Source organism: Methylovulum miyakonense HT12, from assembly GCF_000384075.1.
Taxonomy (GTDB): Bacteria; Pseudomonadota; Gammaproteobacteria; order Methylococcales; family Methylomonadaceae; genus Methylovulum; species Methylovulum miyakonense.
The window spans coordinates 1,580,455-1,596,664 of the sequence record NZ_KB913025.1 but is presented as its reverse complement, the minus strand read 5'-3'; the positions used below and the strand labels follow the sequence as shown (position 1 = coordinate 1,596,664).

General features: G+C 50.7%; 17 protein-coding genes. 4 read left to right on the top strand and 13 right to left on the bottom strand.

Annotated elements, in window-relative coordinates; all coding sequences use genetic code 11:
* Position 1: 1 nt before the first annotated feature.
* The 13 genes from METMI_RS0108420 to METMI_RS0108360 form a co-directional block, all read right to left on the bottom strand.
* Positions 2 to 505, bottom strand: a complete 504-nt coding sequence (locus tag METMI_RS0108420; protein WP_019865845.1) for a peroxiredoxin family protein — start codon at positions 503 to 505, stop codon at positions 2 to 4.
* Positions 506 to 557: 52 nt separating this feature from the next.
* A complete protein-coding gene (locus METMI_RS0108415; RefSeq protein ID WP_019865844.1) occupies positions 558 to 1,562 on the bottom strand; it encodes a glycosyltransferase family 2 protein in 1,005 nt (334 codons plus the stop codon).
* Positions 1,556 to 3,097, bottom strand: a complete 1,542-nt coding sequence (locus METMI_RS25385) for a beta-1,6-N-acetylglucosaminyltransferase (protein WP_051102315.1) — start codon at positions 3,095 to 3,097, stop codon at positions 1,556 to 1,558. The genes METMI_RS0108415 and METMI_RS25385 overlap by 7 nt, the downstream gene beginning before the upstream one ends.
* Positions 3,098 to 3,099: 2 nt before the next feature.
* Positions 3,100 to 4,122: a glycosyltransferase family 2 protein gene (locus METMI_RS0108405; RefSeq protein WP_019865842.1), complete on the bottom strand. Its 1,023-nt coding sequence runs from the start codon at positions 4,120 to 4,122 to the stop codon at positions 3,100 to 3,102.
* Positions 4,122 to 4,961 carry a sulfotransferase gene (locus METMI_RS0108400; protein WP_019865841.1) on the bottom strand — a complete coding sequence of 280 codons (840 nt, stop codon included), beginning with the start codon at positions 4,959 to 4,961 and terminating at the stop codon, positions 4,122 to 4,124. The genes METMI_RS0108405 and METMI_RS0108400 overlap by 1 nt, the downstream gene beginning before the upstream one ends.
* A gap of 115 nt (positions 4,962 to 5,076) precedes the next feature.
* The gene (locus METMI_RS0108395) at positions 5,077 to 5,994 is read right to left on the bottom strand and encodes a hypothetical protein (RefSeq protein ID WP_029151558.1); all 918 of its coding nucleotides are present in this window, start codon (positions 5,992 to 5,994) and stop codon (positions 5,077 to 5,079) included.
* 281 nt (positions 5,995 to 6,275) lie between these two features.
* Positions 6,276 to 7,304: a glycosyltransferase family 61 protein gene (locus METMI_RS0108390; protein ID WP_019865839.1), complete on the bottom strand. Its 1,029-nt coding sequence runs from the start codon at positions 7,302 to 7,304 to the stop codon at positions 6,276 to 6,278.
* A gap of 122 nt (positions 7,305 to 7,426) precedes the next feature.
* Positions 7,427 to 9,376, bottom strand: a complete 1,950-nt coding sequence (htpG, locus tag METMI_RS0108385) for a molecular chaperone HtpG (protein WP_019865838.1) — start codon at positions 9,374 to 9,376, stop codon at positions 7,427 to 7,429.
* Positions 9,377 to 9,574: 198 nt separating this feature from the next.
* On the bottom strand, positions 9,575 to 9,784 hold the full coding sequence (locus tag METMI_RS28235; RefSeq protein WP_019865837.1) for a Uma2 family endonuclease: 210 nt from the start codon (positions 9,782 to 9,784) through the stop codon (positions 9,575 to 9,577).
* A 511-nt stretch (positions 9,785 to 10,295) separates the two neighbouring features.
* Positions 10,296 to 10,709 carry a hypothetical protein gene (locus METMI_RS0108375; protein ID WP_019865835.1) on the bottom strand — a complete coding sequence of 138 codons (414 nt, stop codon included), beginning with the start codon at positions 10,707 to 10,709 and terminating at the stop codon, positions 10,296 to 10,298.
* A 132-nt stretch (positions 10,710 to 10,841) separates the two neighbouring features.
* Positions 10,842 to 11,210: a single stranded DNA-binding domain-containing protein gene (locus tag METMI_RS0108370; RefSeq protein WP_019865834.1), complete on the bottom strand. Its 369-nt coding sequence runs from the start codon at positions 11,208 to 11,210 to the stop codon at positions 10,842 to 10,844.
* Positions 11,211 to 11,716: 506 nt separating this feature from the next.
* Positions 11,717 to 11,992 (bottom strand): hypothetical protein, encoded by a 276-nt coding sequence (locus tag METMI_RS0108365; RefSeq protein ID WP_019865833.1) that lies wholly within the window; start codon positions 11,990 to 11,992, stop codon positions 11,717 to 11,719.
* Positions 11,993 to 12,025: 33 nt separating this feature from the next.
* Complete coding sequence (locus tag METMI_RS0108360) at positions 12,026 to 12,622, bottom strand: DedA family protein (RefSeq protein ID WP_019865832.1); 597 nt, start codon at positions 12,620 to 12,622, stop codon at positions 12,026 to 12,028.
* A gap of 197 nt (positions 12,623 to 12,819) precedes the next feature.
* On the opposite strand from METMI_RS0108360, the gene folB reads away from it, so the two are divergent.
* From folB to METMI_RS0108340, 4 genes are all read left to right on the top strand, one after another.
* Positions 12,820 to 13,179, top strand: coding sequence for a dihydroneopterin aldolase (folB, locus tag METMI_RS0108355; protein WP_019865831.1), 360 nt, complete (start codon positions 12,820 to 12,822; stop codon positions 13,177 to 13,179).
* A complete protein-coding gene (gene folK, locus METMI_RS0108350; RefSeq protein WP_019865830.1) occupies positions 13,176 to 13,679 on the top strand; it encodes a 2-amino-4-hydroxy-6-hydroxymethyldihydropteridine diphosphokinase in 504 nt (167 codons plus the stop codon). The genes folB and folK overlap by 4 nt, the downstream gene beginning before the upstream one ends.
* Positions 13,680 to 13,879: 200 nt before the next feature.
* On the top strand, positions 13,880 to 14,821 hold the full coding sequence (locus METMI_RS0108345; protein WP_232215196.1) for an NAD(P)/FAD-dependent oxidoreductase: 942 nt from the start codon (positions 13,880 to 13,882) through the stop codon (positions 14,819 to 14,821).
* A 4-nt stretch (positions 14,822 to 14,825) separates the two neighbouring features.
* Positions 14,826 to 15,806 carry an ELM1/GtrOC1 family putative glycosyltransferase gene (locus tag METMI_RS0108340; protein WP_083930224.1) on the top strand — a complete coding sequence of 327 codons (981 nt, stop codon included), beginning with the start codon at positions 14,826 to 14,828 and terminating at the stop codon, positions 15,804 to 15,806.
* Positions 15,807 to 16,210 lie beyond the last annotated feature (404 nt).

The window sequence follows — 16,210 nt, the reverse complement described above, 5'->3', positions numbered from 1 at the left end:
ATTATCCTTTCAAAAAGGTTTCAATGGCGTTTTTCAGCGCTGGGTTATCAGCCAAGCCCGTGTACTGCAAGGCGATACGCCCATCCGGGGCGACCAGAAACGTCGTCGGGGTCAAGGCCACTTGGCCAAAAGCCCGCGCATAGCTGGCTTTTAAGTCCAACACGACCGGATAAGGCAATTGCCGAGCCTCGCTCATGGCAACCACATGGCTGGGCGGGTCATAGTACATGGCCACCGCAATCAGCTCCAGGCCGCGTGCATGGTAATCCTCGTACAATTCAATAAGATGTGGGATTTCTTTAATGCAGCCGGGGCAATCGGTCGCCCAAAACGTCACAACGACAGGTTTGCCGCGCAAGGCTTTAAGGTCAATTTGCTTGCCGGTAATGGTGGTCAAGGCCAAATCAGGGGCCACGGCCAGCGGGCGCGGCATTTCAGCCACAACCAGCCAGACCAGGGCAATTGCCAAGCAGAACCCCATCAATTTACGTGCAGCCGCCATCATGGGTTATCCCGAAAAGTTTTCAAAAGGTTTAAGCCGTCCAGGACGGCCACTATCATTCAGCCAACATGCCAACGTAATTCTCAAAGTAACTCAGTATTTGCCGTTTTTGATGGCTCAAAGGCGACAAGATGCCTTTGTCCACGTAAGCGTCCAAATTCAGCAAGCGCTCATATTCTTCATCCAACTGGCCGGATTTATAAAGCGCGTACCAGCGTTTCACATGCCAGGCATGGATCGGCTTGCTACCAAAGCACTGTTCCAGATTTTCCAGGCCTTCGCCATTATTGATGATTTTCCGGCAAAATTGCTCGTATCCACGCACCGGAAAATGCAGCACTTCAATGTCACAAGACGGCTGTTTGGTGTAATTTTGCCAATACTTGGGGAGCACATCATGGTTGCCCTGCACCACTTCCAAATAGCCCTGGCGGGTGGTGTAAATGACCTTGTTCGGATAACGGTACAATAAAAACGAACGCCAATTCACTTCATCCATCACTTTATGGGCGGATTTGGTTATCGGGCTGCTGACTTCATAAATGACATCCGCAGGGAAGCATTCCTCACCGCCCTTATTGGCGATCAGCATATTCCTGACCGGAACCGACAACACATCCACATGATGGTTGGCGCATAATTCGGTTTTTAAGGAGCCGCTACCGGGATGCCAAATCTCATCGGCATCGGCATGGAAAATCATGTCCGCCGCAAACGCCGAATAAGCCAAGGCCCCCATCGTGTTCACCCACGCGCGTTGCTGAAAAATGCGGCTGGGCTCATGGATCAGATGCACCACGCCTTGCTTGGCATATTCTTCGAGAATCTCCGTGGTGCCATCGCTAGACCCGTTGTCGGTCGCAACAATAAAATCAACGCCATGGTCGAGATGGAAGCGCAGGTTGCCTTCGATGACATCGGCTTCATTCCTGACCAGCAAGGTCATCACCAAGCGTTTATTGGCAATGCGGGAAGTCGCTTTCGCAGAGCATTCCATAAACATCGGGCGTTCTTGGAAATTGACGGCAAACTGGCCTAGCATCCCCCAAAAACTTAACATGCAAGCCCTATCTGCAACCTGCCGATATGCTCGGCCACTTGTGTGATGCTAGCAGCCGGAAGCCCGTGGTTGCGGGTTGCCAGCACCAAACAGGGTTTTCCGGCACGACGGATTTCGGCCAGGTTATCGTGCAAAATCATATTATCAAATGCTCCCTGCCAATTAATGGCACCGCTTTCCAAATATTGGCCATCAGGCAACACGTAAATAGGCGCGGCTTGAGGGTCAAAAATCACCACTTTCTCCATTTCATTGCCGCTCGGCAAACGCAAGACAAATCCCAGCAATTGCCCTGGATTGGCGTGCAGCAAATCACATAAGAAATTGGGCCGTTTCATATCGCGTAATGCGGTTTTATGTTCGTGATAAAACGGATGCCCTTTTCCAGGAAGGCCGTAATCTATGCGGTCGCCGTGAAAAATTTCGCCATAACAGCAAACGTTTGGCAAAGCGTTCAATGCCCGCCTTAGCGGCTCAAGCTTAGCCTCCTGATAACAGATCAGGGCAAAATAAGGCCGCTTGTTCCATTCCAGATCACCGTACCAAGCATCTTGTTGCCGGCCGATGATCCGGCGTCCTGGAAGGCCCCGCCATTGTACGGCGATGAAACGGTCATAGTCGCCCAATTGTTTTGCCAAGGCCTTCATTGGCTTGACTGGAGCGGCGGCATTGTCGATAAAGCCATCCAATTGGTCACGCAAACCCGACGCTTCCGTAGACAATTTACGGGCAAAAAAATAATCTTGCCGGGTAAGGAAACCGAAATGGTCATTGTAAAACACCAGTGGCCGCCCCTGATGGCTGAAATGGTAAAACGTCACCCCGCTGCCGGCAATCCGTTCACTAGGCACTAAGGCGGCGACCAGGGTTTGGAAAAACAGCTCGTCTGGCGCCCAGGTGGTTTTAAAAAAATGACGGATCGCTTTGCGGCGGCTTATCCGTAAAATTTGTTGCAAGGTCGGCCACGTCAATGCCCACCACTGCGAACCCAGATGGGCCCTAAGCTTATCGGGAAGCCGGCGCCGAATCCCTAACTTTTTCTGTAAGGACACCATAAAACTGAATAGCTTGGGATATTCGCGCCAATTCAAGTAGTGATATTGCTGGTAACGTTCATGGACCAGCCCTTTGACCACCCAGGCGTCACGCTCCAGGTCAACACATTCGATATATTCGCGTCCCCCGCCCTGGGCCAGGAACGCTTTCAGTTTGTGGATAGGTTTGAGAGGATAATCGGCGCCACTGAGCAGCACCACATAATCCACCACCGCGCCCGATTGCTCCAATTCTTCCAACGCGGCCAAGGTGGCCTGCACCATAGACCACCGCCCCCATTCCACCGCGACACGGCGGGCAAAACGCAGGCGGGGCAAGGCGCTGGCATCAACCCTATCTTGCGCGGCGGACTGAATATCCAAGGGATTGTTTTTGTCCCAATGCACCACCACCAGATTATCGTCCGCCAGCAAACGTTTTATTAGCCGGAACAGGTTATCGGCATCATCATGCGCCAAAATAACAAACGCTAATCTCATGCTCAAAACCATCGCCCAATGTTCATAAGCCCTAAATCAACACATTGCTGCCAACCCTGAAAACGTACCGACGCTTCAGTCCATAAACGGGTTTTTTTGTTTAACCCGGAAAGGTAGCGGTTATATTCAAACGAGCCGGCATAATGCTGTTTGCGCTCCAGTTCTTCTTCGGCCTTTTCCCGCAATAACGCCAAGTATTTAAAATGCAGCAGACAGCCCGTGGGCGCCAGGGTATCGGCAAAATGCGGGTTGTTAAGCCGGTTCGGCCAAACAATATGCGTCGACGCAATGTACGCATAATACCAGCGCCATTTGACCAATACGGTTTTGTTCAGGGCGGGGGACAAATGCGGCTGGTCGGCAAAAAACTCCCGCCGCCGTACCCCGCCACGTATCCACCATTCGCCGTAATGGGGGCGCTTGTCCTGGTAATAGCCCGTCCCGTCAAACCACGGGCAAACTTCCAACGGGTCTTGGCCAGCATGGTAAAGCGCGTCGTCCACGTCGCCTTCACTGTACATGTCCAACATCAGGGTAAAAAATGACTGCTTGCCTTCCTGCCCAAGGTAGCGGGCCAATTCGTGCAATGACCTGCTGTGGCTATAGGGATAGACCAGGAATTCATCGGGATCCAAGGTCAAGCACCAATGCCCTGTGCCATATTTGCCGAGCAAAAAGTTCAGCCAATGCACACCAAACTTTGCCGCCTTATAACTGGCGCCGGTATGCCAGACCGAGCAATCCTGGGCCGCACCAATAACCGCCATAAAACCATCATCGGAAGCATTGTCCACAAACAAAAAATGGTCAACGCCGAGCTTCCGGTAATAATCCAAAAAATAAGGGATGCGTACCGCCTCATTACGCAACACGACGAATGCAAGCATATCACCGGCTTTAATGTGCGCGGTACAGTCGCGCACGGCCGTCAGGTCGTGGCCATGCCGACGGGCGGTAAGACGGAGGGATATGGCTTTGTAAAAAAAGCGGACGAGTTTTTGCAAAAAAACAACCAACTTACCCATTAAATCGCCTTAACAAAATCGTCAGCAAAATAATCTCGCAGGAATTGGTATTGCGGTTGGAACAGCCCGTTGAAATAGGCGATAACCCCTTCATGTATGGCATAAGCACGGGTGGCATGGACTTTTTCATCCATCGAATTGTAGCCGTCCCATCGCCCTACGCCCACAAAGCTTTCTATTTCCCGCAATACCGCCTGTGGCTGTTGGGCGATGTGCTGGAAAGGGATGAACAGTATGCCTGACGGCCCGAATTGGCTTACCCAACGCGGGATATAATCGGCATAATCCCCCCTATTGGTAATTTCCGGGGAGGCCGCCAATTCCAGCCATTTTTCTTCCGGCGCGCCATCATCCACCCCCCGCCGTTGGGCATTCATACGCAACTGTGACAACGCCCTCCTGACCGGATCGCGGATAATCCAGATAATCTTCACCTCGCCCAACAGGCGTTTGACGTGGGCGATACCGGCATCGCCAATCGCGCAATATTCGGGGGTAATGTCCCCTAAAACCCTGCCCTTGGCAGCCGGGCGGTCAAAAGCCTGCCCATACCAGGCTTCCGTGAACATAGGCTCGGACGCCATGCCGGCAAGGTAAGCGACATACTTAAAATCAATCGCTTTGGCGTGGTTAAGCTGATGTTTGATCAGCTTCCGGGCACCTTGCTGTATATGCCAACGGGTCCAGGAACGGTTGTCCGGGCAATACAAATGGTCAAAATAATGCAGCTCTTTGATCGGCGGGAGCCAAATGCCCGGATGCTGGCGTAATTGCCCATAAAGCCAGGATGTAGCGGCTTTTTGGGCGCCGATACAGAGAAAAGAAGGTAATTGGTTCATGCAAACGCAGTCGTTAAAGGAAGGTCGTCCAAAAATTTACACTATAGGGTTACGTGGCGCTTTGGCAAGCCATTGAGCCACGGGCAACGCCCAAAGGAAGCATCGGGCGCCAGACTTATCGGCCAGGGACATTGACGATGAACCGGCCTGCCAATTGTTCAAGCTCATCCCCATATTTTGCATCCAATTGCCCCCTGATCAAACTATCGGGGATCATGATGGGGGCGTCCGGCGGCTCAAAAACCATCCTGTCGCTCAATAAATTCACCAGCCGTTTCAGTTCCACCGCCGACAGGTTGCCTTGGCTACGCATCACCACCTCCAGGCCTTTTTGGGTCAAAGACGGCCTCACCGGGGCTTGTTTGCGGATCATGTCAGGCGTGACCTGAATACCCAACAAAGTGCCTAAAATTTGGCCTACGTTAGCCCGGAACGACTCGTAAGGCCAAAGCTTCAAAGGCCCCAATGCGGCTTCAACCGTTTGCACCACCCCCAGCCAGGAATTGCCGGACAAATCCAAATTATCCATAAACCGCCCAAATGGCTTGATGTGCCCGCCCCTAAGCGTTTCCGCATAAGCCGACGGATAAAACTCCTGGTAATTGCGGATCGCCATAAAGGCTTGCACGTCGCAACCTTCAAATACCGCCGCCAGGCAGTGCATTTTCATTTTTAAAGCCGGATACAAAACACCTGTTTGGGTTAACGGCCCCATCACGCCTAACAAATTTTCTTCAGAAAGCACCAATAACCGGGTGGACGCAAAATCAAAACCTGAGGATTCAATGTCGGCCTTGATGATGCCACGGATTTTATCGGCCAATTCCGATGCAGAAGCAAAGGATGACGCTTGGCTAGCCCTGACCAGCTTCAAAAAGCAAGGCGAAAAGCGTTTACGTAGGGTGTCCAACGGGATATAGGCCACCTGGTTGCCACGCAACAGAGCCGTATTCTGCATCAGCCAATTTTGGATAAACGTCGTTGCGGTTTTATGCGCCCCCAAATGGATATGCACACGGAAAGGGAAGGTCATAATGATGGCCATTAAACGGGTAAAATCACGCAATCAGGTTAATTGCAAACCACAAACCGGCCCGTAAACACGCCCATTCATCCATACAGGATTTTTCCAATTGTAAGCGGGTGGCAGGATGGCCGGATCAGGCCAAGCAAACCCAAAATCCGGCAATTTTATGCTATTTGTGAAGAAATTAACATTTATTGATGGTGAACCTTGAGGTTTTTGTGCCGCAATTCAATGCGCCTTTTAAAAACCCGGCCAAGGCCCTGTCGGAACGCCGGAAAGGCTTGCCATCACAAGCCCATATTGCGCAACAGGGTGTCCGCAAAACGTCCGGGATTGGCCGCATAAAAGGTATTGATGAAACTGGATTTTTTATCCAGGCCAGCATCTGTGGATAAGCTAATGCCAACATTTTCGCCTGATTCGTACTTTCCGACGTTACCGCAAAGTTCATCAATAATGATATAGCTGGAATAAAGCTTTTCCCCTAAGTTAATGCCTGAAATAATTTTGCCACCGGGGCAACAGAGCAAGGTATGGAAAGCCGAACCCACCGAACCCATAATATACTTTCTGCGGGACAGCTCCCTTACTTGTTCAGCTAAACCGACTGTTTCCGGGTGCCATATATCAACGCCTTTTTGGCGCAAGCTTTCTTCAATCGCCACTTCATTGATAATTCTGGATACGCCACCAACCAACTTAGATTTTGATAAATATACTGGCGTCAAATTAGTGTTGTTAATTTCAGAAAGATTACCGGCTAAGGTATTGCCGACATGTTGCATGGATTGGCGGAAAATAGGCCGGCCCTGCAAACGTATTTCAAATGCCGGGGCGGCAACAAAGACGTTCTTGATCCTGCACGGTTGTTGATAAGCGACAAAATCCTGGGGAGACAAAGAAAAGCAAGCAAAAATTTCTTTGATAAACGGTTTTTCCAGCACTGCCGGAGACCTGTTTTTGCTGCAATACAAATACCGCCCTGCGAATGCAGGCGGGAGATAAAGCAAGGGCCAAAGCCTTGATGTTGATTCAAGCAAAAAATGGCCAAAATGATCCTTCACATCACCAATAAAAAAATACGGCTTATCGCTTTGTATTTGCGGGAGACGTCCAACATCAATATCCTGATTGGCCAGGGGCTTTGACAGCCAAATCTGCCGGTCCCTGCGGCTAACAGCTTGGGGTATCGGTTTAAGGTTATTGTCGAACAACCCGCCCGGATGGTTTTTGCCTGGAGGCACATAAATGGCGTCAGGGACAAACGCCATTTCAAGAAGCTTGTTTTCTGTTTGGGTCTGGCCGGTGATTTGCATAATAAAGTGATCCGCAAAAACGGGAAAGTGACGTAAGCTGAAACCTATGGAGCAAGCGCCCATAAAAAAGGCTGGAGATGATCCAGCCTTTTGTCACCGCTTATTGTTGATGCAAGCTGCTATTAATGCAACAAACCTTGCAACAAGCCATTTAATTTATGCACAAACGCCGCCGGATCATCCAACTGGCCGCCTTCGCTCAAAATGGCTTGGTCAAACAGGATGTGCGTCAAATCGCCAAAACGGGTGTCATCTTGTTCGTTTTTCAAACGCGCAATCAAAGCATGGCCAGGGTTGATTTCAAGGATAGGCTTGCGGCCCATGCCCATACCGCCCATCAGTTGGCCCGCGTCTTTCATGATGCGCTCCATGTTCAGGCTCATGCCATAAACATCGGCGACCAAACACGCTGGGGATTCGGTCAGACGGTGGCTTAAACGCACTTCGCTGACTTTGTCGCCCAACACCTCTTTGATTTGTTTCAGGACCGATTCGAAATCGTGGGCCACTTCTTCTTGGGCTTTTTTATCTTCTTCACTGTCCAACGCGCCTAAATCCAAATCGCCTTTGGCAACCGACTGCAAATGCTTGTCGTCAAAATCGCTTAAGTTAGTCACCAGCCATTCGTCGACACGGTCGGACAACAACAGGACTTCTATGCCTTTTTTACGGAAAATTTCCAGATGCGGGCTGTTTTTTGCCGCCGCAAAACTATCCGCCGTGACGTAATAGATTTTGTCCTGGCCTTCCTTCATACGGCTGACGTAATCTTCCAGGCTCACATCTTGGGCGCTAGAGTCATTGTGCGTGGAGGCAAAGCGCAACAATTTGGCGATACGGTCTTTGTTGGCGTGGTCTTCAATCACGCCTTCCTTCATGACTTGGCCAAAATCACCCCAGAATTTAGCATATTTTTCGGCGTCGTTCTTCGCCAACCCTTCCAACATCCCCAACACTTTTTTCACCGCACCGGATTTGATGGTGCTGATTTGCTTGCTTTGTTGCAGGATTTCACGCGATACGTTCAGCGGCAAAGAGTTTGCATCAATGATGCCCCGGATAAAACGCAAATAACGCGGCATCAATTGCTCGGCATCGTCGGTGATAAAGACTTTGCGGATATATAGCTTCACGCCATGTTTGGCATCCCTGTCCCACAAGTCAAACGGCGCACGCGCCGGCACGTACAGCAACAAGGTGTATTCGTTAGTGCCTTCGACTTTGCTGTGGACGTGCGTCAATGGGTCTTGGTAATCGTGCCCGACGTGTTTGTAGAACTGGTTGTAGTCGTCATCAGAAATTTCTGAACGCGACTTAGTCCATAACGCCGACGCGCTGTTGATAGTCTCTTCAACAATTTCCGGCACCACTTTTTCTTTAGGCTCTTCGCCCTCTTCCGGCTCATCGTCGTAACTAGGCGCGACTTCTTTGTCCATGACAATAGGCAAAGAAATATGGTCAGAGAATTTACGGATGATGGAGCGGATACGGTAACCGTCTAAAAACTCGCTTTCAGCTTCTTTCAGATGCAGGACAATTTCGGTGCCGCGTCCGGCTTTTTCCACGGTTTCAATCGTGTAATCGCCTTCGCCCGCCGATTCCCAACGGGTGGCTTGGTCGGCGGGTTGTCCGGCTTTGCGGGTGGTCAGAGTCACTTTGTCAGCAACGATAAACGCCGAGTAAAAACCCACGCCGAATTGCCCGATCAGTTCGCTGTCTTTGGCTTGGTCGCCCGTCAACGCGTCAAAAAATTGTTTGGTGCCGGATTTGGCAATCGTGCCGATATGCTCCTGCACTTCTTCGCGGGTCATGCCGATACCGTTGTCGATAATGGTGATCGTGCCTTTCTCTTTATCAAATTCCAAACGGATTTTTAACTCGCTGTCGCCTTCGTACAGGCTTTCGTCGGACAATGCCAGAAAACGCAACTTGTCGGCGGCATCGGACGCGTTGGAAACCAACTCGCGCAGAAAAATTTCCTTGTTACTGTACAAGGAATGGATCATCAAATGTAACAGGTGCTTGACTTCGGTTTGGAAGCCCAAGGTTTCTTTTTTTGTTTCAACAGTCATGTGGTAATTCCCGATGGTAAAGTGTTAACAACCCCGATTTGGGGACGGCGGGAAATTTTTCAAGTGAAGGGATTTTTGTAGGGCGGGCAAACAGTGCTGCCCACCATTTACCTGAGAGCTTATGTGTCGGTTAACCGAAAGCTCTAATATTTATAATGGTGGGCAAAACAGCATTGCCCACCCTACGCAAACGCTGCCTTAACCCCACAAATCCGCCAAGGAAAAAGTCACCGCATCGAACAAAGGCACAGCAACCGCATCATCATCCTTGAGCATAGCAATCAACACCCAGCGGCCTTGTTGCAATTCAAACGCTTCTAAGGTTTGCGCCAACGGGTCAACTATCCAAACATATGGCACACCATAACGGGCATAAATCGGCAATTTCACCACCCGGTCTTTTTTCACGGTAGGGCGAGAGGATTTAACACCCCCAATCAGGGGCCACCTCAAAGCGATGGCCTTCGGGAACGCTAGCCATACGCTCACGCCGCCAACCCGCCAAATCCGGCACGGCCACTTCCACATCACGGATGAAATGTACTTCGGGTTCGGGTTCGGGAATTATCCATCAGCCGCCTGAGCCACCGCATCCGAAGTGGAATGGCCCTGAGACGTTAACTCCCAAAGCACTTTCTGCCAAACCATGCCTTCCAGAAGGGCGAGGCATTGCATGAAGCTCCCCATTCAAAACCTCTCCGGTGACATGCTCCGGCAAAGCCATCAATTGTTCGTAAAGGCTAGGTTTTAAAATGGCATTCATTGGCTTTTCTTAATAATAAATGGCGGCAAGCGTTGAGGTTAATGTTCCATAACTTGCAAATGGTTGCAATGGGGCATTTTTTAGTTTGCAACAACCACCATAAAACTACGCCAACATTTCCTTATTGCATCCTACGGAATGCCGCTTACGGATTGGCTATTTGGTTTGCGGGGCCACACTGATAAACGCCTGATCGTTTCGGATATCACATTTGAGCAAGTAGATTTGGCCTGCTTGTAGCGTCAGCGTTTTCTTGGGCCTATGGCTCGAAAACCCTTTAAAGCAATAGACTTGAACTTCATATTCTCCGGGCAAGACATGAATTTCGCTGGGGTAGTCCGTAAAACCGGGCAACCCAAATTTCTTCTGTTCGCCTGGGCCGTTGGATTCAATCTTTGTATAGCCGGTAATGGTCGCGTGATATTCATCACCAAAGGGAGTTCCCACATAACTTTGGAGCACAGCAATGTCGGTTACGCCCTTACTATCACCCGCATATTGTTTGGCTGGTGTCATAAAGCCACATGAACAGAGCATGGACGCAGCAATAAATGGGATAACATTTTTCATAGATTGGCCTTGTCATTGCCTAATATAAAGTTGATGGACGGGGTGTGCCGGTTTTTGCTCTGCTGAAGGGTGGACACAACCGCTTCCCTTGCCTTCAACCCTTCGTAGATGTTGCCATAGACGCGTTCGGCATTACTTAAAAGCACTCTGGATAATAAAGCCGAAGTGAGGGGTCGGATTACTTACAATGATGTGCTCCCCAGTCGATTTTTTAATGACATACCCATCAAATATTTTTTTCGGGCCACCCTGCAAGTTGCCATACACCTTGACTTTCTCATCAATAGAAATAGCTAGCTTTTTATTGTCCGCCAACTTGGCCCTGACACGGATTGAACCGGAATTATCAGCCAGGATAAATCCACTTTCATCAAGTTGCGTGATATTTCCCTCGATCGTACTTACTGGCGGCAATCCCAAGTTATTGATGGGTGTAGTACTAGCGCACCCACTCATCATTAAAACAACCAAAGCCAACAGCGGCGGATAGATAATTTTCATTGCGATTTCTCCTTTTTCATTAATGTGACTAACGTTTTAAGCGGGCTGCAAATTACAGCTTGCTGCAATTTGTCAGCTTGACCGACTGGTCGGGCGTATTGCGGCGAGCGAAGGCACTGACCGACAAAGCACCACCAACGGCGGGCTAGCGTGACTGAGCAGGGATAAAGTTTTGTATGCGACAGGCCGCCGCCGCGATGCTTGACTAATGCGACGGCACCAAACGGTGCGCGGACTTTGCAGACATTGCTTTGATGCCAGCAAGCGGATGGATACTTTGAGTCCGCCACCTGGCTCCAAGAAACATCGTGTTCAATTATCCGGCCGTTCCGGTGAACCGAGTGTGAACTGGCGAGCTGAACTTAGCGAAGCACAGCCCGCGTAAAGCGCATTAGCGGTAATGCGCCGGATGTTTGTCCGTTCCCAAGCTTTGGCTTGGTAATGCAGGACGGGAAGCTCTAGCTTCCCAAGCGGGAGCTTGGGAACCAGCCTCAAATCCTAACAAATTAAGTTTCCAAAGTTATTTTACCCATCGCATATTGATGCACCAGTGAGCTAATCAAAGCCTCATATTGCAATCCTTGGCTGACAGATTTGGCTTTGATCCGCTCCAAATCACTTTCCAACAATTGGATGCTTATAGTTGCCTTTTTGCTCATTTGGGCGCGGGCAATTTGTGCATATCGGTCTATTTCGGTATCGACATCATCAACACTTACAGGATAGCCGCTTTCAACATAGTCGATAATCGCTTGTTCTTCTGCCGAAAAAATTGTTGTCATGCCAACCCCTCCGATACTACTTTCATTTTCAGCTCACAATTTCGGCTTAACCTTCACATAAACCGCCACCAGCACCGCGCTGAACACCAACAAACCTAGCACCAATTGATGGGAATATTCGGCAATCAACTCTTGGTTATGGCCGATAAAATAGCCGATCACGGTCAATATCGACACCCAAATAAACGCGCCCAGCAAGGTATAGGTGGCAAATTTCGCGTGGTTCATACCCGCCAAACCCGCAGGGATGGAAATCAAATGCCGGATGACGGGCAACAAGCGGCCTATGAAGGTGGAAATTTCGCCATGCTCGGCAAAATACCTTTCCACGCGCAGGAAGGTTTCCTCGCTAATCAGGACATAATGGCCGTATTTCAGCAAAAATGGTCTGCCCAAATAATGCGCCGCAAAATAATTGACATAAGCCCCGAACAAACTGCCCGACGTCCCGCTTAAAATCACCAAAGCCATATTCATCTTGCCCTCATGCACCAAATAACCTGCTGGCGGCATGATAATCTCACTGGGGATGGGGATCACCGAACTCTCCATCGCCATCAGCAAAAAAATACCGATATACCCCATACTGCCAATCGTCCCGACCAGCCAGTTGATGACTTCATGTAACATATTGTTTTCTCTTTTGTTAAAAATAAATGCACAGGCCTGCACAAGCAGCCCGCTTGGGAATGCCCAAACCTTATCAGAGAATAAGGGTTCGCCACATTAAATTTTTTCTCCCCCCTCCATTTGCAATTGAATCCTTGAAAGCCTTGCGCATTTCCCCGATACTTACGGCTCTTTAAACCCAGCGTAGCGGAATTTGCATGGACATCATTTTTTTAGGCGGCCTTGAAATTGACACCCTCATCGGTATCTATGATTGGGAACGCCAACAACGGCAAACCGTAATTTTGGATATAGAAATGGCATTCGACATCCAAAAGGCGGCGGCAACCGATGACATCCAGTACGCATTGGATTATAAAACCGTTTCAGACCGGATTATCAGCTTTGTCAAAGCCAGCGAATGCTTGTTGGTTGAACGCTTGATTTCTGAAATAGCCGAACTTATCCGTAACGAATTTAAGGTGCCTTGGGTCAAAATCACCCTGAACAAAAAAGGCGCGATAGGCAGCGGGATTGATGTCGGCATCACCATAGAACGGGGGGATAAAACCGCGTGACCCGTGGTTTTATCAGCATCGGCAGCAATGTCGAACGGGAACAACATATTTCTGCCGGCCTGAAGTCCCTCGAGCAGACGTTTGGCAAGTTAGTGCTTTCCAGCGTTTATGAATCCGAACCCGTCGGCTTTTCTGGCAATGCCTTTTATAATTTAGTGGCGGGGTTTGATTCTGGCCTGGATGTCAAAACCATCGCCCGACTGTTGCGGCAACTGGAGTTTGCCCACGGGCGGGCAACCGACAGCAAAAAATTCTCGTCCCGCACCTTGGATCTGGATTTGCTTTTGTTTGGCGATTGGGTTGTCAATGAGGGCGGTTTGCAGATACCACGGGCGGATATCGAGCGTTATGCTTTTGTCCTTGAACCGCTAGCGGAAATCGCACCCGATTTGAAGCATCCGGTGTTGCAGTTAAGCTATGCGCAGTTATGGGCAAACATGCCCAAGGATGGGATACGGCAATGCCGGGTCAATTTTCCACCCCAACAACCGGCACCGTAAGTGATGGCCGCCGCTTGCTTACCGATAAAATTAAGGTACAGTGTTTCGGGCGCCCTAACCAACTGTCCAAACAGACTTGATAAACAGGAAGAAAGCATGTCACTTAAACAGATGATTTATCCGCAGCCTGCTGTAAAACCAGCCCATTTGCCAGATTCCCTCACCTAAACCCTATGGCCCATTCCCCCGCCAGCACCTTAATGATCGGAATCATCGGCGGTGGCGTAGCGGGCATGTCGTGTGCGTTATGGTTAAAGCACCTGGGTTACGCACCCGTCATCATTGAACAAAACGCCAAGCTGGGCGGGCAATTGCTAAAGCTGGACCGGATCAACCGCTGGGTATTGGGCTCTTACCAGCAAACCAGTGTGGGGCTTGCCGAAACTTACGCCAACCATATCACCCAAGAAGCGGTTGATATTCTCTATGAAGCCCGTTTGCTTGCGGTCACAGCCTCACCCACGGGTTTTGATGCCGTTATCGGACAGGCTGGCGACACCCGCCCATTACAATTGCGGGCAATAGTGATCGCCACGGGAGTCCGGTGGGTGGGCCTTGAAGTTTTTGGCCATATCCCTGGTTTCCAGGCATTGTCTGACGCCGGGCTTATTTCATTCCCCCCCCTTTCCCACTTAGACAAACTGCCGGAATTAAAAGGCAAAGCCGTCGCGGTGATCGGCGGTGGCGATAATGCGCATTTCACCGCGAAAGATGCCGCCTTGGCGGGCGCACAAGTGCATCTGCTGGTGCGCACCCGCCCCAAAGCCCGCCCCGCCATACGCAGGGAAATTGAAGGCCTGATCGCCCAAGGCCGCGTGATCGAACATACTGGAACCCAAGTGGCGGCTGTCCGGCAAACCCCAGAGGGGGTCGAAGTCACTTTGCACGATGGCGGCACCCTCCAGGTTGGCAGGGTTTTCGTCCGTGCGGGCTTTACCGCCAACTGCGGGTTTCTCGATACGTTTGCCGCGCTTTCCGGCATAGCTAAGGAAGCGGGCTATATCAAGACGGATGCCGCCAAACGCACATCTATCCCCTGGGTGTATGCGATTGGCGATGTCGCGAATGCCAAGTACCAGTCGGTGGTCAACGCCATCGCCGAGGGGGCGCTGGCCGCACAGGATTTGAGCGAACGGGTATAAACAAATGACAGCAAACCCTATAAGGACAACGCCCCTGGTTTGGGTAGTGGACAGCGCGTATACGGGCGAGCTTCACGCGCGCATCGGCTTGGCGGAGCGTTTGGGGTTTGGTTATGGGCTAATCCCAATACCGGACGATGACCCCATCGCTTATGGGCAGATGTTACAACAGCGTTATCGGCAAGAAGGCAATGGCTACTGCCCGCCTTTGCTGGTCATCAGCGGCACGGGCGAAGAGACCACGGAACAAATCGCCAATTTACGGCACTGGTTTCCCGGACAATTGCTCACCATTTACCTGGCGTCGATTTTGCCCGACGAACGCCACCCCCGCCTTGCCGAATATGATTTGATCGCCTCGCCGCAACTCTCCGGCGACAACATCATCACCCTGGTTGGCGTCCCCCACCAGTTGACCCGCGAAAACCTCACCCTCGCTTACCAGCAACACGCCAATTACTTCGGCACCCTGCCCAAACCGATTATTGGCGTACTGGTTGGCGGCAACACCCGTTATTGTGACGGCTTCACCGAAACCCATGCGCGGTATTTGGCAGAACGGGTCGCCAAAACCGGCAATGCCTTAGGGGGCAGCCTAGTCATCACCAACAGCCGCCGGACACCCGCCCCGGCGCTCGCCGTTTTTTTGGACGGGCTTTCCGGTTTAAACCCGCATTTTTTCGACTGGCAACAACTGGACAGCACGTTTTACCACGCCCTGCTCGCCCACGCCGACCTCTTCATCGTCACTGGCGACTCTTTGTCCATGTGTTCAGAAGCGGCATTTACGGGTAAGCCCTTGCTGGTTGACCTCAGCAACACCGCCACCGAATGTTACCATCGGCAAATTGTCGGCGGCTTGATTGAGCATGGCGCGGCAAGGTTGCTCACCGATACCTTTGAGCCTTGGAGCTATACGCCGCCAGACCCTACCGGGGCGGTGGTGAATGAAATATATCATCGTTTTTTGGAAGATTTAAATTAAACGCCTGGTCGCGGGGGCACACGGAAGGGACAATATTTTTTGCTTATAAAACCGTGAATACAGAAAAACCAGCCTGGGCGTGGACCGGAAAACGGGTTTGTACCAACAGTAGGCGCATTAAGCGATGCAGGAGCAGCGTAGCGGTGTGCCTAGGCGACCCGTTCCGTAACGTTTTAAGCCCCTTAAGTCATGTTGAAGCGTGAACGATGGGGTTATAAACCTCGTCCTATTCCCTGCATGGTGGGCCATGGCAATTCCTCCTTGATTGGAAGCCCCCAAGCCGCCGCCTCCAAATTGAAAGCAAGTTTTTATGTAATACGCTGATACGGCTAGAAAAAACGTCTTTTCATAAACTAAAAGCCCCCGGATTTTAAACCACTGCCTCGGATTTAAATCCAACCCGG